Annotated in this window: 14 protein-coding genes; all 14 read left to right on the top strand. The window is 63.9% G+C overall.

Annotation, left to right across the window (positions count from 1 at the left end):
• Positions 1-63 precede the first annotated feature (63 nt).
• Complete coding sequence (locus G4G31_RS13525) at positions 64-2,103, top strand: type II and III secretion system protein family protein (protein ID WP_182988137.1); 2,040 nt, start codon at positions 64-66, stop codon at positions 2,101-2,103.
• 10 nt (positions 2,104-2,113) lie between these two features.
• Positions 2,114-3,955, top strand: a complete 1,842-nt coding sequence (locus tag G4G31_RS13530; protein WP_182988138.1) for an ATPase, T2SS/T4P/T4SS family — start codon at positions 2,114-2,116, stop codon at positions 3,953-3,955.
• On the top strand, positions 3,952-4,818 hold the full coding sequence (locus tag G4G31_RS13535) for a type II secretion system F family protein (protein ID WP_182988139.1): 867 nt from the start codon (positions 3,952-3,954) through the stop codon (positions 4,816-4,818). Before G4G31_RS13530 ends, G4G31_RS13535 begins: the two co-directional genes overlap by 4 nt.
• 7 nt (positions 4,819-4,825) lie before the next feature.
• Positions 4,826-5,758 (top strand): type II secretion system F family protein, encoded by a 933-nt coding sequence (locus tag G4G31_RS13540; RefSeq protein ID WP_182988140.1) that lies wholly within the window; start codon positions 4,826-4,828, stop codon positions 5,756-5,758.
• A gap of 1 nt (position 5,759) precedes the next feature.
• Positions 5,760-7,031 (top strand): DUF192 domain-containing protein, encoded by a 1,272-nt coding sequence (locus tag G4G31_RS13545; protein ID WP_182988141.1) that lies wholly within the window; start codon positions 5,760-5,762, stop codon positions 7,029-7,031.
• 100 nt (positions 7,032-7,131) lie between these two features.
• Positions 7,132-12,405 (top strand): DUF6765 family protein, encoded by a 5,274-nt coding sequence (locus G4G31_RS13550; protein ID WP_182988142.1) that lies wholly within the window; start codon positions 7,132-7,134, stop codon positions 12,403-12,405.
• Positions 12,350-13,408 (top strand): right-handed parallel beta-helix repeat-containing protein, encoded by a 1,059-nt coding sequence (locus G4G31_RS13555; RefSeq protein WP_182988143.1) that lies wholly within the window; start codon positions 12,350-12,352, stop codon positions 13,406-13,408. The genes G4G31_RS13550 and G4G31_RS13555 overlap by 56 nt, the downstream gene beginning before the upstream one ends.
• A 355-nt stretch (positions 13,409-13,763) precedes the next feature.
• Positions 13,764-14,018 (top strand): hypothetical protein, encoded by a 255-nt coding sequence (locus G4G31_RS13560; RefSeq protein WP_182988144.1) that lies wholly within the window; start codon positions 13,764-13,766, stop codon positions 14,016-14,018.
• 86 nt (positions 14,019-14,104) lie between these two features.
• Complete coding sequence (locus G4G31_RS13565; protein WP_182988145.1) at positions 14,105-14,533, top strand: DUF4019 domain-containing protein; 429 nt, start codon at positions 14,105-14,107, stop codon at positions 14,531-14,533.
• A 151-nt stretch (positions 14,534-14,684) separates the two neighbouring features.
• On the top strand, positions 14,685-20,030 hold the full coding sequence (locus G4G31_RS13570) for a DUF6765 family protein (RefSeq protein ID WP_182988146.1): 5,346 nt from the start codon (positions 14,685-14,687) through the stop codon (positions 20,028-20,030).
• Between the two features lie 117 nt (positions 20,031-20,147).
• Positions 20,148-20,582 carry a hypothetical protein gene (locus G4G31_RS13575; RefSeq protein ID WP_182988147.1) on the top strand — a complete coding sequence of 145 codons (435 nt, stop codon included), beginning with the start codon at positions 20,148-20,150 and terminating at the stop codon, positions 20,580-20,582.
• Between the two features lie 49 nt (positions 20,583-20,631).
• On the top strand, positions 20,632-21,651 hold the full coding sequence (locus tag G4G31_RS13580; RefSeq protein WP_182988148.1) for a right-handed parallel beta-helix repeat-containing protein: 1,020 nt from the start codon (positions 20,632-20,634) through the stop codon (positions 21,649-21,651).
• 156 nt (positions 21,652-21,807) lie between these two features.
• Positions 21,808-22,215 (top strand): DUF3617 family protein, encoded by a 408-nt coding sequence (locus G4G31_RS13585; RefSeq protein ID WP_182988149.1) that lies wholly within the window; start codon positions 21,808-21,810, stop codon positions 22,213-22,215.
• A 59-nt stretch (positions 22,216-22,274) separates the two neighbouring features.
• The gene (locus G4G31_RS13590; protein ID WP_183108298.1) at positions 22,275-22,895 is read left to right on the top strand and encodes a hypothetical protein; all 621 of its coding nucleotides are present in this window, start codon (positions 22,275-22,277) and stop codon (positions 22,893-22,895) included.
• Positions 22,896-22,930: the final 35 nt, after the last annotated feature.

Here is a 22,930-nt window from a genome sequence, read left to right on the forward strand (position 1 = left end):
CGCTGCCAAGCCGATGCCAGGTCCTTACGTGCCTGAGCCGGCCGCCAGAAGGTCACGCCGGTCATGCGCACCGTGAGCACCGCCATGCCGCGCCAGGACGCGAAGCGCAAGGCGCCGCGCGACGCCGTCTACGCCCCGATCCAGAAACCCGACGACGACGGCCAGATCCCGGAAATCCAGATGTTCGTGGGCGAGTCGCGCGTGTTCCCGGCGCCGAATGTCGCCCGTATCGTGGTCGGCAACGGCCAGATCATGTCGGCCACCGCCCTCGACGGCAAGGAAGTCATCATCTTCGGCAACGCCGCCGGCACCACCACCCTGTTCGTGTGGAACGAGGATGGCCGCTACCAGCGCGTCAAGGTCAACATCATGCAGGGCGACATCAGCCGCGTCGCGCGTGAGGTGGCCGCCTTCATGGCCGCCATCCCCAACGCCAAGGTCTCGATCGTCGGCGACAAGGTCATCGTCGAGGGCGACGCCCTGTCCGACGAAGACCGCGACAAGGTCGGCGAGCTGGCCAAGCGTTATCCGCAAATCGTCAACTTCACCAGCGCGGTCGGCTGGGAAAAGATGGTCATGATGGACGTCAAGGTCGTCGAGTTCCCGAAAAGCGAGCTGCGTGAACTGGGCCTGAAATGGACCGCCAACGGCGGCGCCGCCATCGGTGGCGTGTGGGGACCGATCCGTCGCGGCACCGACGGACCCTACCAGATCGGTATTCCGACTGGCGACAACGGCTTGCCGATTACCGACATTCCACCGAACGGCGCTGCGAATCCGAACGGGGGAGGGGGCGTGACGATCCCGCAGTCGCTGAACGTGCTCGGCGCCCTGAATATGGGCCTGTCCGCCAAGCTCAACCTGCTGGCGCAGAACGGTACCGCCAGCGTGCTGGCCGAACCACAACTGTCCGCGCGCAGCGGCGTCAAGGCCAGCTTCCTGGCCGGCGGCGAGTTCCCCTATGCGGTCACGACCATCCAGGGCCCGTCGGTGATGTTCAAGCAGTACGGCATCAAGCTCGACGTCGAGCCGCGCATCGGCCGCGACGGCATCATCCGCGCTGTCATCGATTCCGAGGTCAGCTCGATCGACCAGTCGGTCACGACGGCCGCCGGTCCGGCCTTGCTCACGCGCCGCACCAAAACCGAGTTCAACGCACGCAGCGGCGAAACCATCGTCCTCTCCGGCCTCCTGCAGCGCAATATCAGCAGCGACATCGACAAGGTGCCGGGCCTGGGCAACATCCCGATCCTCGGTGCGCTGTTCCGCTCGAAGCGCTACCAGAACAAGGAAACCGAGCTGGTCGTGTTCGTGACGCCAACCATTGTCGATGCCCATAGCCCGGGCCTGGTGGACCGCGTCAACAAGACCACCGAGCGCCTGTCCGACCGTCTCGACAAGTCGCCTTACCTGAGCGACCCGCTGCAGCCTGGCAAGGATGCGCAGAAGTTCAACCAGGGCCCGGGCGCGGGCGCGACCGTGCCACGCAGCGACAGCAACATGCCGCCGGCTCCGGCCCGGGCACCGGTCGCCGGCGAACCGCCGGTCGCCATGCGCGCAACCGGCGCCGATACCCCGGGCGCCACCGCGCTGCTGGTCCTGCGCGACGGCCTGGTGCTGCGCGCCGAACCGTCCGATGCCAGCGCCGCGCTGCTGGAACTCGGCTACCACGCCGTGGTCGATGCCGGCACGCTGGAAGCGCCGGCGGGTCTGTCCGGCAAGTGGCGCCATGTCGCGGTCGGCCAGGTCAGGGGCTGGGTACGCGCCGACAGCGTGGCCGCCGCCGACCAGCAGGCGGCGCCGCGCGCGGCCGACAGCGGCGCTGTTGCGCGCAAGGCGGCAGGCGGCACGATGCTGGCGCAAGTCGCCAAGCCTGCCGTTGAGGACCGCGCCGCTGCCGACCGCCAGTACCGCGTCGTCCTCGACGGCCTGGCCGTCCACGTGAGCCCGGACATCAATTCGGTCGTCGTCGCCAAGCTCGGCGGCAACCAGCTGGTCAACGGCGCGGCTGCCGCGAAAGGCAGCTGGATGCCGATCGAATCCGGTGCGGTGCGTGGCTGGGTCTCGGCCCAGTGGCTGCAAAACGTCGCCATGGCAAACTAAGGGCAGCACGATGTTACAAGTAGAAATCACCAGCCCGGACGGCTCGCAGCAGCTGGTCCAGGTACCCGATGACAGCGTCATCGGCAAGGCCCGCGAGAACGAGATTCGCCTCAACAGCTGGCGCGTGGGCAAGGAGCATGCGCGCCTGTTCAAGACCCCGGGCGGCGTGCTGCTCGAGGACATGGGCGCCTTCGGCGGCGTCTTCGTCAACGAAAAGCGCATCGAGACCCAGCACGGTCCGCTGGCCGCCAACGACATTATCGGCGTCGGCCCTTATAAACTGCGCGTGATGGAGATCGGCGACGCCGGCGGCGTCGTCCAGGCGGCGTCGCCCACTTCGCGTTCGACCTCGGCCGCCTACCGCAACCAGAACGCCACCGAGGCCCTGCAGGCGGCGCGCGTGGCCACCGAGAAGGCCCAGCACGAGGCACAGTCGGCGCGCGCAGCGGTGCCTGCGCGCCCTGCAGCGGCCGACGCGCCGGCTGATTATCCAATGGTATTGGCCCCGGTCGAGGGCCTGAAGGCGCTCGAATTCGAATGGCGCAAGCGCATCCACACGCACCTGCTGGAAACGATGGACCTGCGCCGCCATGACGTCTCGCGCATGAGCGACACGCAGCTGCGCGCCGAGACCGGTGGGCTGGTACAGGAAATCATCGACCTGCACGACGAGGAAATCCCGCGCGAACTCGACCGCGCCCTGCTGAGCAAGCAGGTGCTCGACGAGGCCGTGGGCCTGGGCCCGCTGGAAGAACTGCTGGCCGACGACAGCATTTCCGAGATCATGGTCAACCGCTTCGACCAGATCTATGTCGAGCGCAAGGGCCGCCTGCAGCGCCACCCGCTGACCTTCACGGGGGACCGCGCGGTGCAGGGCGTGATCGAGCGCATCGTGGCGCCGCTGGGCCGCCGCATCGACGAATCCTCGCCGATGGTCGACGCGCGCCTGAAGGACGGTTCGCGCGTCAACGCCATCATCCCGCCGCTGGCGCTGAAGGGCCCGACGCTCACCATCCGTAAGTTCGCCAAGCGCAAGCTCACCGTGGAAGACCTGGTCGAATTCGACGCGCTCAGCCCGGAGATGGCCGAGTTCCTGCAGATCTGCGTGGAAGCGCGCAAGAACATCATCGTCTCGGGCGGTACCGGTTCCGGTAAAACCACGCTCCTGAACATCCTGTCGAACTTCATTCCGGCGGGCGAGCGCATCATCACCGTGGAAGACGCGGCGGAACTGCAGCTGCACCACGAGCACCTGATCAGCCTGGAGTCGCGCCCGGCCAACGTGGAAGGCAAGGGCGCCGTCCACATCCGCGACCTGGTCAAGAACACGCTGCGTATGCGTCCCGACCGCATCGTCGTCGGCGAGTGCCGCGGCGCCGAGGCGCTCGACATGCTGCAGGCCATGAACACCGGCCACGAGGGTTCGCTGACCACGCTGCACGCGAATACCCCGCGCGACGGCCTGGCACGACTGGAAACGATGGTGCTGATGGCGGGCATGGACCTGCCGCTCGGCGCCATTCGCGAGCAGATCACCTCGGCGGTGGACATGGTGGTGCAGCAGACCCGCTTTGCCTGCGGCTCGCGCAAGGTCACCAGCATCACCGAGCTGAGCGGCATGGAAAGCGGCAAGATCCAGATCCAGGAGCTGTTCAAGTTCGTCAACAAGGGCTATGGCGCGGGCGGCGACCACGGCGGCAACAAGGTGCAGGGTTACTTCACCGGCTGCGGCATGGTACCGACCTTCTACGAAGAGTTGCGCGCCGCCGGGGCCGACCTCGACATGCGCATTTTCGACCCCGTCGATGCCGAGCGCCCGGCTGGCACCCTGACCCAGGATGGACGCGCATGAGCTCGAACAGCAACGAAGTCCTGATCGCCTTTACGGTTGTCATCGCGGTCGCGGCGGCGCTGCTGGCCTGGTTCCTGATCGACATGGGCACCGTGACGCTGGCACGCTACCGCGCCAGCTTTACCGAGCGCGCGCGCTTCCAGGCCCAGGAGTTCTTCCTCTTCATCGACGCCCGCAAGCTGTTCGTGGCCAACCTGGCGATGATGGTGCTGGTGCCGGCCCTGGTCTGGATGATCTCCGGCAAGGCGCTGCTGGTCATCCCGGTCCTGCTGATGATGGGCTTTTTCCCGCGCTTCCTGTACGCCCGCATGCGCGCCAAGCGCATGGAGAAGTTCGAGCACCAGCTGCCGGACGCGCTGATGATGCTCTCGGGCGGCATGCGCGCGGGTGTCGGCCTGTCGGCCGCGATCGCCCAATTGGTGGCGGAAGCGCCGGCGCCCCCGGGGCAGGAGTTCTCCCTGCTGCTGCGCGAGCAGCGCCTTGGGGTGACGCTCGAGCAGAGCCTGAACAACCTGTCGCGCCGCGTGCCGACCCAGACCACGGTGCTGGTCGTCTCCGCCATGCGCATCGCCACCGAGACCGGCGGCGGCCTGGCCGAGACGCTCGAGCGCACCGCGCACACGATCCGTTCGCGCCTGCAAATGGAAGGCAAGATCGCGGCGCTGACGGCGCAGGGCAAGCTGCAGGCATGGGTGGTGGGCCTGCTGCCGGTCGGGCTGATGCTGGTATTGAACAAGATGGAACCCGAAGCGATGTCCTTCCTCTGGGACAGCAGGATCGGCTGGGCCACGCTGGCCGTGCTGACCGTGCTCGAGGCAATGGGCGTGTACGTAATCCGGAAGATCATCGCGATCGACGTGTAAGGAAATCATGGAAAGCATGCTTCTCAAGAATGCCGGCCTGGTCGTGGCCGGATTTGCCGTGGCGGTGGGCCTGTCGGTGGCGCTGGTCGCCTGGCTGGTCTCGCGCGTGCTGGCCGACGTGCCGAAGGAAGACCGTTCCTACAAGGACGAGCCGCCAATGGGTTTCAAGATGTTGTGGTATCCGGTGCACTGGATTTCCCACTTCCTGGGCCCGGTCATCGGCGGCAAGCGCTACCAGACCCTGCTGCTGCAGCTGCGCAAGGCGGGCCTGGAGTACACGATTTCGCCCGAACAGTTCGTGGCCGCGCGCCTCGTCGGCGCGCTGCTGTGCTTCCTGCTGTTCTGGTGGATCTTCGGCTCCTTCGACAAGGCCGACCTGGGCGAGGAGGGTTTCTCGCTGTCGAACTATTTCGAGGTCGGCGCCGTCGGCGCACTGCTGGGCTACCTGTACCCGGCCCTGTGGCTGCGCGACACGCTCGCGCGCCGCCGCAGCGAACTGCTGAAGTCCTTGCCGTTCTACCTCGACATCATCACGCTGTGCGTGGAGGCCGGCCTGAACATGCAGGGCGCCATGATCCAGTCGGTGGAGAAGGGCCCGCGCGGCGTGCTGCGCGATGAAATCCAGCGCGTGCTGCGCGACATCCGCGCCGGCAAGAACCGCGGCGACTCGCTGCGCGCCATGTCCGACCGCCTGAACGAGCCGAACGTCACGAGCTTCACCACCGCCGTGATCCAGGCCGAACTGATGGGCATGAACCTGGGCCCGGTGCTGCGCGCCCAGGCCGACCAGCGCCGTACCGAACGCTTCCTGCGCGCCGAAAAGCTGGCCATGGAAGCGCCGGTGAAGATGCTGTTCCCCCTGATCGCTTTCATTTTTCCGTGCACGTTTATCGTGCTTTTCTTTCCAATCGCCATGAAATTCATGCACGAGGGACTCTAGGATGACAGGTAATCGCGAACGTTCCAAAGAAGAGCCGTTCCGCCTGCAGACGGGCAGCGGAATCCATACGCTCGACATCGCCGTGGCCAACAATTTCTGGCGCCGCCTGCGCGGCCTGATGCTGGCACCGCAGCTGCCCGAAAACGGCGGCTTGCTGATCACGAAATGCGACAGCGTGCACTGCGCCTTCATGCGCCAGGCCATCGATGTCGTGTATCTGGACGGCGAGGGCAGGGTGCTCAAGTGCGTGCCGCACCTGAAGCCGTGGCGCGCCAGCGTCAGCTACAGCGGGCGCGACGAGAACGGCCAGTCGTACGCGCGCGCGCGCCATACGCTGGAGCTGGCTGCGGGCAGCATCGCGCGGCTGGGTGTGCGCACGGGTGACCGATTGCTGCATTCGAGCCTGGGCTCGGCCGAGGTGGTGCAGGCTGTGCCGGTGACCGCGCGGGCCAGCGCCCAGCGAGGCTCGGCCATGATCGAATTCGTGATCGTTGGGCCTATCCTGACGCTGATCGGCCTGGCGGTACTGCAATACAGCATGCTGTTCTTCGCGAAGAACCAGCTCAACCATGCAGCCTTCATGGCAGCCCGGGCAGGCAGCCTCGGCAATGCTTCGATCACAAAGGTGAAGACCGCCTATATCAAGGCGCTGGTACCCGTGTATGGTGGTGGCACCAACGCCGCCGAGCTGGCCGAATCCCTGGGCAAGGCCACGGCGGACGTGGCGGCTTTTTCCAAGGTCGAACTCATCAATCCGACCAAGGAAAGCTTCATGGACTGGGGCAATAACCCGGCATTGATGGCCAAATACCAGACCAACGGCAAGCGGGTGATCCCAAACAGCGGCCTGGCGTTCAAGGACCACAACGTGGGCGGCAACTCGGGCCAGACCGTCCAGGACGCAAACCTGATCAAGCTGCGCATCATGCACGGCTATGAAATGAAGATTCCGATCGTCAAGACCGTGTTCAAGGCTTGGCTGAAGGCGCGCGATCCGCATACCGATGCCCTGTACACGGCCATGGTGGCGCAGGACAGGATTCCCGTGGTGTCCAATGTGACGCTGCACATGCAGAGTGACGCCATCGAAGGCGATCCGATCAGCGCGCCCGGCGCCGGTAACGGCGGCACCCCGACCAACCCCGGCGACCCGCCGGAAGGCACCGACCCGCCGCCGAACTGCAGCGGCATCGGTTGCAACCCACCGCCGGAGCCGGTCGATCCAGGGACCCCATGCACCGGAGCAGACTGCCCGGTCTGCCCGGCTGGCTGAACCGACTACCCGCAAGATCTGACACGACAATTTGTATAGTGCGCCCGCAGGCCGGGAAGCCTGCGGTTGGCGCTCGCCTGCATTCTTATAAAAGTTATCCATGTCCAAGACGAACGTTTCGAAAGCCACGCGGAAGGCATTGCTGTCCGCTCTATTGCTCACTGGCGGTACGCAGCTCGTGAGTGCCGAGGGGATACCTGGCTTCGGCGATCCGCCTTCCGGCTGCGGCGTCACCATGAGCTGCCCCGGCACGCCAACTCCGCCGATCATCCCGCCTGGCACCACCCCACCGGGCACCCATCCGCCCGGCACCTGCGGTCCGGGCAATGGCGGCGCAACCTGCTCGGCGACCGGTGCGGCCGTCAACCCCAGCGCCGGCAACGGCGAGATCAACGTCGGCGCCGGTAACCCGATCAACATTATCAACGGCAACAAGTACCAGCGCGAAGTCGACATGGCGCCGCTGCCGGGCGTGCTCGGGCTGGAGATCGTCCGCCACTACAACAGCTCGATGAGCGGGCAGGGTGCCTCCACCAACCTGGTCGGACGTGGCTGGAAGCTGTCCTACGAGACCGACCTGTACGTGGTCGGCCGTACTGTGCAGATCGTGCAGGCCGACGGCAGCCGCATCATCTTCAACCGCGATCCGCGCGACGCGTCGCTCTGCGCCAGCAACAACCCCGCCGACGGCAAGATCGTCACGCGCAAGACCAGCAAGGGCGAAGAGTACGTCTGGCGCTGGACCAATGGCCGCGAACTGAGTTTCGATTCCCGCGGCAAGCTGGTGCAGATCCTGGCGCCGGGCGGCCAGTTCGTCAGCCTGCAGCACGACGCGCGCGGCATGCTGGTGAGCGTGACGGACCCGCAGGGGCGGCGCCTGCAGCTGCAATACCTCGACAAGGCGCAAAGCGCAGACGGGATTTCCTTCCGCGGCGTGCAGAGCATCGTCAGCCCGGTCGGCACCTTCCGCTACCACTACGGCAGCCCGGTGCCGAAGGGCGCCGATGTACCGGCCAAAACGCTGCTGGCGAACCTGGTCAAGGTGGAGATGCCGACGGGTGCGCGCTACTACCACTACGAGAGCCGGGCATTCCCGACCTACCTGACAGGTATCAGCGAACTGGCCGCGAACGAGGCGGGCAAGGTCGCGTGGCAGCGCGTATCGACCTACGGCTACGACGACAACGGCAAGGGCAACCTGAGCGTGAAGGGCTACCCTGCACGTCTGGCGCGTGGTGCCGACGGCAAACCGGTGTCGCCTGCGCGCCTGGTCGAAGGCACCGGCGTGCAGCAGATCACGCTCGAGCACGGCGCCGGCATGACGACGCTCACGAACAGCCTTGGCCAGAAAACCGTCTATCGCCACGCTATCATCGGCGGCCAGTATCGCCTGCTCGAAGCGATCGGCGCCGGCTGCGTGACCTGTGGCGAGTCGAATGTGCGTTATGGCTATGATGCGGACGGGCGCCTGGTCGCGACCACGAAGCTCGACGTGAAGGGCGTTCCGCTGTCGACCGAAAGCACGCGCTACGACGCACAAGGGCGTCCAAGCATGGTGGTGAACTATGCTTACGCGAACGGCAAGGCGCTTGCCGGCAAATTGAAAATGCGCCTCGAGTACGCGGGCGACAGCGAGTCGCCGGCGCGCATCATCCGGCCTAGCGTGGTCCCGGGAAAAGAAGTCGTGACCGAGATCGCCTACGTGGAAGCGGGCGCTGCGCAGGGCATGCCCGCATCGATCAGTGAGCGCGGCTTCCTGCCGACCTATGAAGGCACGGGCGTTGCCGGCGTCATCGAACGCCGCATCGGCTATCGCTACGACGGCTACGGCCAGCGCGTCGAGGTCGACGGGCCCTTGCCGAACGCAGCCGGCAAGGCCGATCCCTCGAACAGCGACATCAGCCGCACCGTGTATGACGCCCGCACCAAGATGCCGCTGCGCACGGTCGCGCCAGGCAATGTCGTTACCGAGTTCCTGGAGCGCGACACTGCGCTGCGCCTGACCGCAACCCGCACCGTTGACGCGGCCGGCAGTCAGACCGTCTCCATCCGCCACAACTGGCGCGGCCAGCCCGAAGAGGTGCGCATCGACAGCGCGCTGGCCGACGGCAGCGGCGCACAGTCGCGCACCATCCGCTACAGCTACGGCCCGAACGGTCGCCTGCTCAGCGTGACCCAGCCGGGCAATCTCATCAGCCGGTTTATCTACGACGTTGCCGGCCGCATCACGCACCGCATCCTCCCCGACGGCAGCAAGCTGGTCGCCGCGGTGGACACCGAAGGCCGCCAGCAGGAAGCAGCCACCTACACTGCCCAGGACCAGCTAACTGGCCGGGCGCAATTCGACTTCAACGCAGGCAACCGCGTCGCCGCGACTGGCGACGGGCTGGGCGCCCAGGGAAGCGTTTCCTATACCGACGCCGGCCAGGTCGCTCGGCTGACCAATGCCCTCGGGATCGGTACACAATTCGACTACGACGCCTATGGCCAGCTGACCAGCGCGACCATCGCCGCGGGCACCGCCGACGCCAGCACCATCGGCTTTGCCTACGATGTGAACGGCAAGCAGATCAAGGTAACGGACGCCAAAGGCGTGACCACCCTGCGCCGGTATGACGACTTCGGCCGCAAGATGTTCGAGGTCAACGGCGACCGTGGCATCGACCTGTTTTACTACGACCCCGCAGGGCGCCTGATCGTGCGTTCGGACGGCCGCGGTACGACCACGCGTTTCACCTACGACCTGCAGGGACACATGCTGAGCGCCGGCTCGGACAAGATCGCCGGCCTGATGCAGTACCGCTACCTGGGCCGCAGGCTGATGGAAGTCCTGGCCACGCCCGACGGCAAGGCCGAGCATGCAACGGAGCGCACCCTGTTCCGCTATGACGCCGTCGGCCAGGTTCTCGAGGAGCGCCGCATCATGGCGCGTGTTGACGCAGCCCCGGGCCAGGCGCCGCTGGAGTTCGTCACCGCCAGCGAATACGACGAAGCGGGACGCCTGCTGCGCCAGACGCTGCCGGACGGCCACAGCCTGGCCTATCGCTATGCGACGAACGGCGGCCAGCTGGAAGCCGTGTTGTTCGACGACGAAGCACTCGTCACCGACATCCAGCAGAGCGTGGCCGGCGGCTTGACGGGTTACACGCATGCGAACGGCGTGCAGCAACGCATCGCACTCGACGCGCGTGGACGCATGACCGAACTTGCAGCCGTTGGCCGCGCCACGGGCGAAACCAGCTGGTGGACGCGCGTGATGGCCTGGTTCGGCAAGGAAGCAGCGGCGCCGCGGGTGCTGTACAGCCAGGCCAATCGCTATGATGCGGCGGACCGCCTTACGGCGATAATGCGCCAGCTCGGTGCGACCGGACCGCGTGCTGCGCAGACCCTTGCCGAGAACTACGGCTATGACGCACGCGACCAGTTGACCACCGTCGCAGACGGACACGGCGCCACCCTGAGGTACACCTATGACAAGGGCGGCAATCGCACTGCGGAGCAGGGCGGTCCGGTGCTGACCCAGGTGAACGCCGGCAAAGCTGGCCAGGCACCCGCCACACGTACCTACCTGTACGCGGAGGGCAGCAACCGCCTCACGGGCACGGCACGCGCGGCGGACGGCGCGGGTGGCCAGGTCGCGGAAACCGGCCTGTTCTACCGCCCCGGCGGCGTACCGATGGCGCGGATCGGCTTCATGCCGACGCTGGGCCAGCCCGGCATCGTGCAGGGACGCAGCAACCGCATCGAATACAACGCTGCGCGCAGGCCGATCGCGGTCTATGGCCCTGATGGCAAACTGGTCGCCGCTTATCGCTACAACGCGAATGGCGAGCGGTCCGCAAAGACGGTGTACGCGGCCTCCGCGTCGGCACCCGGCTTTGTGCGCACTTCAGCCGTCGCAAGCCCAAAGGGCCTTACCACCTACAGTCTCTATCGCGACCAGCGCCTTGCCGCCGAAGCGGACAGCGAAGGCCACATCCGTACTCACTACATCTACTTGCACGGCAAGCCGCTCGCCAAGATCGAGATGTCGCCAGACGTCGGTTGGCTGCATAGTCTGCGCAAGTCGCTGTTCGGCGGCCAGGACAGTGTCGCCCATGTCTATGCCATTCATACCGACCACCTCGGCACGCCGCAGGCAGTCAGCAACAGTGCCCAGCAGATCGTCTGGCAGGCCAGCACCACGGCATTCGGCAAGGCGCAGATCCTGCACGCGGCTCTGTCGGCTGGCAGCGGCAATGTTTTCGAGATGAACCTGCGCATGCCGGGGCAGGTGTATGACGCGGAGACGGGGCTGTCGCAGAACTATCTCCGCGATTACGATCCGGAGCTGGGGCGATATACGACCCCTGATCCGCTGGGGCTCGAGGGTGGCATCAATCCGTACGTGTACGTTGGGTCAAATCCGCTTACCCGGATCGATCCGCTGGGCTTGTATCAGAGCGACATTCACTATTACATGACGATGTTTCTGGGGATTGCTGCAGGATTGACACCGGAGGAGGCGCGGATCGTGGCCCTGGCAGCGCAATTTGTCGACGATAATGAAGACACCGAGCCGATGAACCTCGACCATTTCCTGAGCGACGATCACCGTACCAGATTGCTGACCTATCACTTCACAGCAGTGGAATCGCATGTAGACCCCGCTACCGGGAAGCTCGATGGGCAATTGGGACATTACGGCGATCCGCCGGATAGCCCGGCGTATATCAATATTCCTCTTAACGCACAATTAAATCGTCTCGAAAATGCTGCGGAACTTAGTCAGTTCGACGAAAAAGTCGCGTGCAAACGCGGTGCTAGGTTGCAACTGATGGGAGAGTTTTTGCATTCTTTCGCCGATAGCTTTGCACACCGCGACTCAAACAATATGCCATTTCCGCTGGAAGTAGGGATTGGACACGGCGGGTACGGTAGTAATCCGGACTATACCTATGACCACTACTCACTTGGTGGGCCTGGAGGATTTAATTGGGACTCCAATGAGGCGCGCACTTTGCAAATGGAAAGAGAGATGTATGTCCGGATGAAGAACATCGGTGGTACAGGAGCCGCGAAGACATTGTTTGACGCGGATTTCGAGTCGTTTTTAAAAGAGTTTAACGACATTCATGAACATGAAGGTGCCTTTGGTAACGGTTATAACAAGTTAAATCCAGCCGAAAGCGATAAAATTCAGTTACTTCAGTCTAAGTTGAATGAATGGGGCGTTACAGAGGTGAATTGGACCAATCCTGGTGCGCCTTACAAAGGGGTATATTCAAAGACCGACGGCTTGGCTAATCGGAACAAGTATTTGTGCGACGCGAATGGGCATGCTTTGGATCAAAAATTGTACCAAGGCACGATCCTGCCGACTTGCAACCCTTGATGCTTTTGCACCGGTTAATACATTTTTGAGTGAGAAGATGAAGCCTACAGGGACGAATAAGTTGGGGAGGGCATTGCGAATGTTGTTTGTGTTGGCTTTTGCAAACCCCGAGGCAATTGCTGGAGCTTCTGATTGCGTATCCCTACCGATCTACAACGGGCATCCGCAAGAGGTGAGGGGATATGTCAAAGCGATTGGAGAATACTGTCTTCGGCAAGATATTAATGCGGTTAAGCGATTCGACGTGCACTCCGGAACGTTCAAGGCATTTGATGGCGAAGGATTGATCAGCATCTCGCAGTCGCCCGAAGGCAATATGGAGGCAACAGGTGGAGCTATCAATTATCGCATTGAATTAGGTGGGCATCGGCTAACTGCGGAAGCTGAGGAAATGGTCGGTATCGAAAATCGCTCGGGTAGGGTAGGCGTGGCGGTCCGGAACGGCTTCATTGCCGTTCCTGGCAATACCAAGGCTAATCGCGGTATTTCATTTCGCGCAGATAGCACGCCGCTTAATCTTGGAAAGCGTCAATGTCCCATTGGTATCATCAAGTGCGAAGATATACCATCGTCTCAGACGGTCGATGGGCGCAGTCCTACCTATGGCGAAACCAACTATGTGATAGAAAAGATGGTGATCCACGCGGGTTGGCGTGGTGTGGATGTCGGTGGGCGTAACAATGTCCTCCGAGACAGTGTGATCGAAGTCGCCGGCAGGGTGGCTGTGTTCCAGTTTGGGCCAAATGCGGTTATCGAAAATAACACGTTTGTCGTGCATGGCAAGGGTGAAACTGGTGCTTTTGACGCAGTGCTGAAGTTGCGGGATGCGCATGGCGCTGTCGTACGCAACAACACTTTCATCTTTAAAGGAGGTCTCTTCACCCGCGCACCGGCGGCAATCAACTTGCTCGACTCAAAAGACGTGCGCATTGAAGGCAACACGTTCAAGGGTTTCGACCAGAAAGTGCGTGCCAACGGTGACTCGACCTACACCCTGAAATGATGCCCTCTTACAGGCAGCGACGACAACGACAACCAGCTTACAGAAAAAGATCACAAGGTCATATCTCCAGCATCTGCCTGCCTATGATGAAGATCTGTAGTTTTGTAGTGTTCTCGCTGTTGTGCAGTATCTTGCCTTACTCTCACGCGCAAAACACCTGCCGGCCGATAGAGAGGACGGATCTAGAGCAGATCGAGTTCGTTTTGGCTAAAGATATTCTGATACCTGGCACTTACTGCCTCACGGATAATATCGTCAGTCCACGGATTTATATATCCATGGAGAAAGATTCGGCACACGTATCGCATTGATAAACGTAGGTGCGTCCAATGTTGCGCTCGATCTTGCAGGTCGCATGCTTTCAGCAGACGCTGGAGGGCTAAAAGGAGGCGATGAGCCGCAGGCCGCGCTGTACGTGGAAGACGGCCGCGATGCGGTCATTCGCAACAACCGCTTCGTCATCAAGGGCGCAACGAACAATGCAGTCGCGATGATGTTCAAGAATTCCGCAGGTGTTGTCCTGGAAGGCAATACCATCGAGGGCAAGGCCGGTTTGTATCGAAAGCTGGACGAGAAAAGCACGGTCGATGTCAGGCCGGCTAAGCAGTGACAGGAATGTTCAATAGCAGCCGTGGTACTGGCAGTCGTGCGGTGTCCGGGGAGTCGCGCCGCGGCATCGTCCATTTGAAAGAACACATGAAAAAGCTGCTTGCCCTTGTCTGGATGCTCGTGCTCCTGGTCTCAACCGCCACTGCTGCACCAGACCACGCCGAGGACGTCGCCAGGGCCCAGCAGGCCGCGCTGGACTGGCTGCGCCTGCTCGATGCCGGGCGTTACGGCGAGAGCTGGGATGCGGCGTCCAGTTATTGGAAAGCCGATTACACGCGCGAGCACACGGCGCGGGTATTGCAGGAACTGCGCGCACCGCTCGGACGACTCGCGTCGCGCAAGATTCGAAGGTCGGAATTCCTGGTGGTGCCGGACGGTGACTGCGTCCACATCGTTTTCGACTCCGTATTCGCCAACAAGCCCGAGCACGCGGAAACGCTCGACATGCAGCGAGAGACGAGCGGTGAATGGAAGGTGTCCCTATGGGGGCAGCGCGCACGGTATCGCGACGACTGACGTCGCCCTGGAATCACAAGCGGTTTGGGAAGCAAGGTAACAAGTAGTCCAGAAGCGGACATCGGCTGAGCGAATGTCCGATAAAAGGGGAGGGCGTGCACTGTGCCGGCATGCCCACAAGCGCAACGCATGAGTTTTTAAGAAAAAGATTATGTCGACAACCACTTCAATCAAAGCCCTGGTTCACACGGCGCTGTCCGCATTATTGTTCTCCGGCGGCGCCGAGCTTGCGCACGCCGGCATCCCGGGCATCGACCCGCCTTCCGGCTGCGGCGTCAACATGAGCTGCGTACCCGGCACGCCGACGCCACCGTTCACGCCGCCGGGCACAACGCCGCCCGGCACCCATCCACCCGGCACCTGCGGACCCGGCAACAGCGGCTCCCCCTGTGCCGCACCGGGCCCGGCAACGAACCCCGGCAGTGGCAACGGCGAAATCAACGTCGGCGCCGGTAATCCGATCAACATCATCACCGGCAACAAGTACCAGCGCGAAGTCGACATGGCGCCGCTGCCGGGCGTGCTTGGGCTGGAAATCGTCCGCCACTACAACAGTTCGATCAGCGGTCCCGGCGCCTCCACGAACCTGCTGGGGCGCGGCTGGAAACTGTCCTACGAGACCGACCTGTACGTTGTCGGCCGCACCGTGCAGATCGTGCAGGCGGACGGCAGCCGCATCATTTTCAACCGCGACGCGCGCGATCCATCCCTCTGCGCCAGCACCAATCCATCCGACGGCAAGGTCGTCGTACGCAAGACACCCAAGGGCGAAGAATACGTCTGGCACTGGACCAATGGACGCGAACTGAGTTTCGACAGCCGCGGCAAACTGGTGCAGATCCTGGCGCCGGGCGGCCAGTTCGTCAGCCTGCAGCACGACGCGCGCGGCATGCTGGTGAGCGTGACCGATCCGCAGGGGCGCCGGCTGCAGCTGCAATACCTCGACAAGGCACAGAGCCAGGCCGGTAACGCCTTCCGCGGCGTGCAGAGCATCGTCAGCCCGGTCGGCACTTTCCACTATCGCTACGGCAGCCCACTGCCCAAAGGCGCCGAGGTATCGGCCAACACGCTACTGGCCAACCTGGTCAAAGTGGACATGCCGACCGGCGCGCGCTATTACCACTACGAAAATGCGAAGTTCCCGACCTACCTGACCGGCATCAGCGAACTGGCGACGAATGCCCGCGGCAAGGCCGACTGGCAGCGCGTGTCGACCTACGGCTATGACGACAACGGTAAAGGCAACCTGAGCGTGAAAGGCTATCCGGCGCGCCTGGCACGCGGAGCCGACGGCAAGGTCCTGCAACCTGCGCGCCTGGCCGAAGGCACCGGCGTGCAGCAGATCACGCTCGAGCACGGTGCCGGCAGCACCACGCTAACCAACAGTCTGGGGCAAAAGACCGTCTACCGCTATGCGATCATCGGCGGCCAGTACCGCCTGCTCGAGGCGCTCGGTGCCGGCTGCGCCACCTGTGGCGAGACCAATGTGCGCTACGGCTACGACGCCGAAGGCCGCGTGACGGCAAGCATGATGCTCGACGAAAAGGGCACAGTACTGTCGGCAGAGGGCACGCAGTACGACGCCCAGGGGCGTGCGCGCCAGCTGATCAGCTATTCTTTTGTGAATGGCAGATCGTTGCCGGGCAAGGTGAAGATGCGTTACGAATACGAGGGCGACAAGCCCTGGCCGGCGCGCATCGTCCGTCCGAGCGTGGTGCCGGGCAAGGAGTACGTCACCACGATCAAGTATGCCGACAGCGCCGTGCTGGCCGGGCTGCCTACCGAGATCAGCGAAGAGGGCCATATGCCTACGCTGGAGGGCAACGCCTCGGCCGGCACCATCGCGCGGACGCTGCGCTACCGCTATGACGGCTACGGCCAGCGTGTCGAGATCGACGGCCCGCTGGCGAACGCGGCGACCAACCCCGGTCCGCTCAACAGCGACATTACCCGCACGCGTTTTGACGCGCGCACCAAGCTGGCGCTGCGCACGGAGGCGCCCGGCGGCCCCGTCACCGAAGTACTGGAGCGCGACGCCGCGCTGCGCCCCACCGTTACGCGTTTCACCGATCCGTCGGGCGTGCAGATGGTGCGCGTGCGCTACAACTGGCGCGGCCAGCCCGAAGAGATGCGCGTGGAAGGCACACCTGCGGACGGCGGGCCAGTCCTGTCGCAGACGATGCGCTACACCTACGACCTGAACGGCCGGTTAATAGAAGCGACGCTGCCGGGTGAACTGAGCAGCCGTTTCACCTATGACGCCGCCGGACGCATGACGCGCAAGCTGCTGCCGGACGGCAGCGCTGTCGAGGCCGCATACAACAGCGAAGGGCGGCGCATCCTTGCCGCCGTACGCCGCGCCGATGGCGAGCGGGCAGGCCTCACCCACTATCGCCTCGACGAGCATGGGCGCGTCGCCGGCATGGAGGATGGCCTTGGCGTCGTTGCGAACGCAAGCTTCACGTCGGCCGGAACGGTGGCGGAGATCACCAATCCCCTCGGCGTTGCCACGCGCTTCAGCTACGACGAGAACGGCATGCTGACCGGCCGCACCGACGCGGCCGGCACGCCCAACGCCGCATCGATCAACTACGTTTATGACGCCCGCGGCCGCCGTGTCCAGCTGACCGACCCCAACGGCGTGAAAACGCTGCGCCGCTACGACGATTTCGGCCGCCCGATGCTGGAAACGAATCCCGACCGCGGCGTGACGCTGTATCTGCACGACGCGGCCGGCCGGATGCTGGTGCGTTCGGATGCGCGCGGACACGACACCCGCTACCGCTACGACGTGCAGGGCCACGTGATTGCCGTCGGCACCACCGCGGTGCCGGAACTGACCCGCTACCGCTATGTCGGACGCCGCCTGGTCGAGATCGTTGCGACGCCGGACGGCAAACCCGAACACGCCACCGAACGCACCAGCTACCGCTACGACGCCTTCGGCCAGGTGCTGGAAGAAAATCGCTGGTTCGCGAAAGCCGACGTCAAGAACGACACCGTGGGCCTGCGCTTCGTGACCACCAGCACCTACGACGAGGCTGGCCGCCTGAGCACCCAGGTGCTGCCGGACGGCCACGTGCTGCGCTACCGCTACGGCGACAAGAACGGCATGCTGAAAGCCATGTACTTCGATGACGAACCGGTGGTGGCGAACATCGCGCGCGGCCCGACCGGGATCACGGCTTTCGAGTCGGGCAATGGTGTGCGCCAGACGATCGAGCGCGACGCGGGCGGGCGCATCACCGCGGTGCGCGCGATCGGCACGGCCGTCGCTGCTGAAGGCTGGATGGCGAAGGCGCGCACCTGGTTCGGTGGCAGCAGCAAGCAGGAGGCGCGCGCGATCTACGCGCAGGAGAACCGCTACGACCGTGCCGGCCGCCTGGTGCAGATCGGCCGCCAGCTGGACCAGGCCGGCGCGCTGCCGGCGCGCAGCGTGGCGGAACACTACGGCTACGACGCCCTCGACCGCCTGACGGATGTGGGCACGGGCGATGCGCCTTCTGCCCGCTATGCCTACGACAAGGGCGGCAACCGTATCGAAGAGTGGCACGCGTCGGCCGTGAGCCGTGTTGCCTCCAGCGGGGCGTCCGTTGGCGACGCGGGCGGCACGCGTGCCTACCTGTACGCACCCGGTACCAACCGCCTGGTCGGCCTGACCCGCCCGCTGGCCGACAGCGGAACCGGCTCCCTGCACGAACGCCTGGACAAGGGTACGGCCAACCTGTTCGAGAGCGCCTGGTTGTACCGTGCCGGCGGCGCACCATTCGCCCGCATCGGTTTCACCGCCTCTGGCCTGACGAACGCCGCGGCGCAATCCCAGCCCGCCAGCCGCCGCATCGCCTACGATATCGCCAACCGTCCGATGGCGGTCTACGATGGCGCCGACCGCCTGGTGGCGGCCTATGCCTACAATGTGCAGGGCGAGCGCTTTGCCAAGACCGTGTATCCCGCGGCCCAGCCTGCAGGGATCGTGCGCACGGCCCTGCCTGCGCAGGCCAGGGGCACGACCACGTACAGCCTGTACCGCGACCAGCGCCTGGCGGCCGAAGCCGACGGCGAGGGCCACATCGTCGCCCACTATCTTTACCTGGACGGCAAGCCGGTGGCCAGGGTGGACATGCGCCAGGAGACGGGTGTGTTCAGCCGGCTCTGGCAGCGTATCCGCGCGCTTGGCGCATCGCGTGGCCAGCAGCCATCGGCCTCGGGCAGCGCCGCCGCGATCTATGCCATCCACACCGACCACCTGGGCACGCCGCAGGCGGTGACGGACGCGGGCCAGGACATCGTCTGGCAAGGCAAGGTGACTCCTTTCGGCCAGGCGACGGTGGTTCACGCCAGCATGAACGCCGCGAACGGCAAGGCTTTCGAGATGAAGCTGCGCCTGCCGGGGCAGGTGTTCGACGCCGAGACCGGCCTGAATCAGAACTACTTCCGCGACTACGACCCGGCGTTGGGGCGCTATACGACGCCGGACCCGATGGGACTGGCCGGCGGCATCAACCCGTTCGCGTATGCGGAAGGGAACCCGCTTGGCAATACCGATCCGCTGGGCCTGTATTCGATCGAAGTCCACTATTACATGACCTTCTTCCTGGCACGGGTGGCCGGCATCGACTTCGACACGGCGCTGACGATCGCGCAGGCCACGCAGCATATCGACGAAGACCCCGACACCTGGCCGATGGACGAGAATGCGCCCATCCAGAGCAATAATCCGCTGACCAGCGATGCGCGCAACCGCCTGCAGAAGTACCACTTCACGACCTCCAGCCCGGATTGGCTCAACCCCTTCGACTACGATCCGCCGCGCACGCTTGCCGAGAAAGCCTTCCTGCTTGCCACCGGCATGGACCTGGACAGCTATATCAAGCGGCGTTACGAGAACCCGAGCAATCCGCAGTTGACAAGGTTGATGAATGCCTCGAACCGGGCACCGACGGCCTGTGCGAAAGCGCAGTTCTTCGGGGAGTACCTGCACGCTTTCGAGGACACGTTTGCTCACCGCACGCAGGACAATTCACCGATCCGGCTGAATTTGAATACCGGCCACTTGTGGTGGGGCCACAGTCCGGACCTGACCTACAATCATACGGTGATCATTCCGGAGAATCCGGCCTTCATCAGGGAGATCGGCATCTGGGACCAGAATGAAGCGCGCACCTACACGATGGAAAAGGAAGTGTTCGCCAAGATGCAGCAGTTCGGGGGCGGCAGCGCCACGAACGCCGCGACCGGACAGCCGATCAAGTTCGGCGACCTCACCGACTTCCTGCGCAACTGGAATCAGATCCACGACGACGGAAATAAAATCAGTGCCCTGCGTGCCCAGCTCAGCAGTTTCGGTCTCGGCACGATCCCGGACTTCGATAACACCTGCGCGACGGCCAAGCGCCGCAACTATCTCGGCGGCTTGAACCAGTCCACGTATGACGGCACGATTCTGCCGACGGGCACGGCGACCGATGCCCAGCTCGCCCAGGCCTGCGGAGGATAATCGGGGCCACGAAGAGCGGCGCGCATACGATGCATGATCGGTAACGCGCGCTGCTTACTGGCGCGGCGGTGCCCCGGCACTGCCACGCTCCAATACAATCACATACAAGGGCAAACAATGAAAACACGCTTCCCGTTCCTGCTTGGCGCCACCCTGGTGCACCTGACGTGCGGTGCGAGCGCCACCGTTCCTTTTCCGCCGATCGAGGAAGGGGAGTGGACAATCGGCGTCAATGCCGTCTTTGCAAACGGTGAGAAGACCGCGGTGCCGGAAAAACCTGCAGGCTGCATGCATCCGATCCGCAATATGCAGAAGGAACTCGGCAAATTGGAGGAAAAGGGATGTCGCGTCCATATGGGCGCCGGCACCAGCGAACTCGTGCGCTACGCTATCGCCTGCCCCACGGCCAGCGGCGAGCAACGCATGGACATTAGCTTGACGGTGCCGGACAGTCGCAGCTTTCGCCAGGTAATCAAGAGCGAACAGGGTAGCAGCGAATTGACCGGCCGCTGGGTAGGACAGTGCCAGAGCAGAACCGACGAGCCGCGGTGAGCGAGCGGATGCGCTCTGCACACGTTTGTTATGATGAGGGACAGGTTCGATGAAGTCATTTGACCCGCTCACCGAGCGGTATCGCCGCCTCCCGGCAGGCGCGTGCTTCGCATTCGGGCTTTTGCGTCAGTTGTTCTTCGCCGCCTGCCTGGGCGGCGCGGCAATGCCGGCCAGTGCCCAGGCGGCACCCGCACCGGCGCAAGCATGCCTGCCTCTGGTCAATCCCCGTGGCTGGTCCGTCACCGTTTTCGAGCCCGGCAATTATTGCCTCGGCCACGACCTGAAACAGGTGCCGCGTACCGGCTGGCTTCGGCTTCCGCATGCGACGATTCCACACGAAGCCATGATCTTCGTCGGCCCCGGCAACGTCACCATCGATATGGCCGGCCATAGCGCCGTGGCGGCGATCGACTACGGCAAAGGAATGACGCATCTCGGTGGTACGACGCGCACCGATGGCGCGCCACGTGCTCCACGGGAAGTGGCCCGTGCGATCACGCTGCGCAACGGCAGCATCCGGACAACCGTGCAGGCGGCGGTCGTCATGGCGCACCGGTGGAATGGCGAGAACCTGCGCTTGTCCAACAGGCCGATGGGCGCGAGTTTCCTGGTCGGGGCAGAACTGAGCGATGCGCACGGCGACCTGACGCGCTACCAGAATACAGATTACGTTCTCGAAGACCTGACGCTGACGTCCGACCAGATCGTGGTGCTCATGCAGGGAAAGCGCAACATCATCCGCCGCTGCAGGATCATCGGCGGCAACGGGGCGCTGAACCTGTTCGGCCCTGACCTGGTATTCGAAAACAACGAGATCGTCATGACGGCGCGCAGCCCGGCGCAAGCGGGCGGCGAGCCCCAGGTGGCCTTGTATGTCGAGGACGGCCGGAATGCGCGTATCCGCAACAACCGCTTCGTGATCAAAGGGCAGCCGGACGGGGCGGTGGCGATGGCATTCAAGAACTCGGCGGGGGTGGTTTTGGAGGGCAATACGGTCGAGGGCAAGGCCGGCCTGTACCGGACCGTCGACGAAAAGAGCACAGTCCAAGTCAGGGCGGTAACGCAATGATGCGAAGTACGGCGCGCATGACGACCGTGGCGATTGCAGACGGCTGTTTTTCTATTCCGGCGAACAGATCGTCTTTGAAGTGCTTGCCGTTTGGCGCGGTTCCACCAGCACCCGGAGACACAAACAATGCGTAGAACGATTCTCGCCGCAGTCACGTTGGCGACCCTCCAGTTGCCGTGCTCCGCCGGTGACACCATTCCTTTTCCTAAGCTATTGGAGGGACAATGGGAGTCGACGTTCAATGACGTCGGATCGGATGGGCAGATGTCGCAGGCGCCCAGGACTTTCGTCATGTGCGTGCTGCCGACAGCGAACATGCAGCGCGCTGTCGAACGCCTGCGCGACGAGGAAAGCTGCAAGCATCGTGTCATTGCGAGCGATACCAACAGCGTGACGTACGCACTGACCTGTCCAAAGCAGGATGGCGACACGCATACGGTTGTCACCGTGACCGCCCTCGATGAGCGCCACTATCGCATGACGGTCAAGACCGAAGAGGGCAGCAGCGAGGCGACGAATCGGTGGCTCGGGCAGTGCAAAACCGGGACGGAGAAATCAGAGTGAACGAAACACGACGGCGCTTCATCGGCTTCCTTGTCGCAGCGAGCTGCGTCGTCACGGGCGTGCTGAACGTCCACGCCGCGCCGCCGCCGGGAGCGGCAAGCCAGTATCGGCTGCTCGACCTGGCCGCGTGCAGGAAACCGGCCGCGGTCGCTCCCGCATTGCCGGGGCCGACCTTCGAAGCGTATGGGGCGCAGCGCCGCTTGCTGAACCTGGACGGCAGTGGCCGATGTGTCTTGATGGATTTCTGGATCGCGCGCCTGGGCGGGAGTGAGAGCCCTGGCATGCGCGTGCTCGAGCATCGGTTCATGCGCGTCGTCCACCGAAAATGGCAGCCCTTCGATACGCCATTGCGGTGGTATCCCTTTGCGGTGCAAGAGCGCAGGTCCGGCAAGACCTACCTGGTGGACGTACCGACCGAAGAAGACCTGGACGACTTCATGGTGCTGAAAACCGGGGTGCCTCGGGTATTCACGGTGACCGGCTGGGTCGATCAGCAAGGCTTCGTTTCCGAACTGGCCTTGCAGGAAGTGACCGAGGGCCGTGCGGATATTCTGCGCGCCCTGTCGGTGTTACTTGAAACCCGCGCCATCTCCGGGCGTGCCGCACCCGCCGCGGAGCGTGCCCGTATTCGTGCATTGCGGGACGCGGCGAACGCCGCCTCGCCATCAACTTCTCCGTAAACGACATCGGCCGCCAATGTCGCCATTACAACGGC

This window comes from Massilia sp. Se16.2.3, from assembly GCF_014171595.1.
Taxonomy (GTDB): Bacteria; Pseudomonadota; Gammaproteobacteria; order Burkholderiales; family Burkholderiaceae_D; genus Telluria.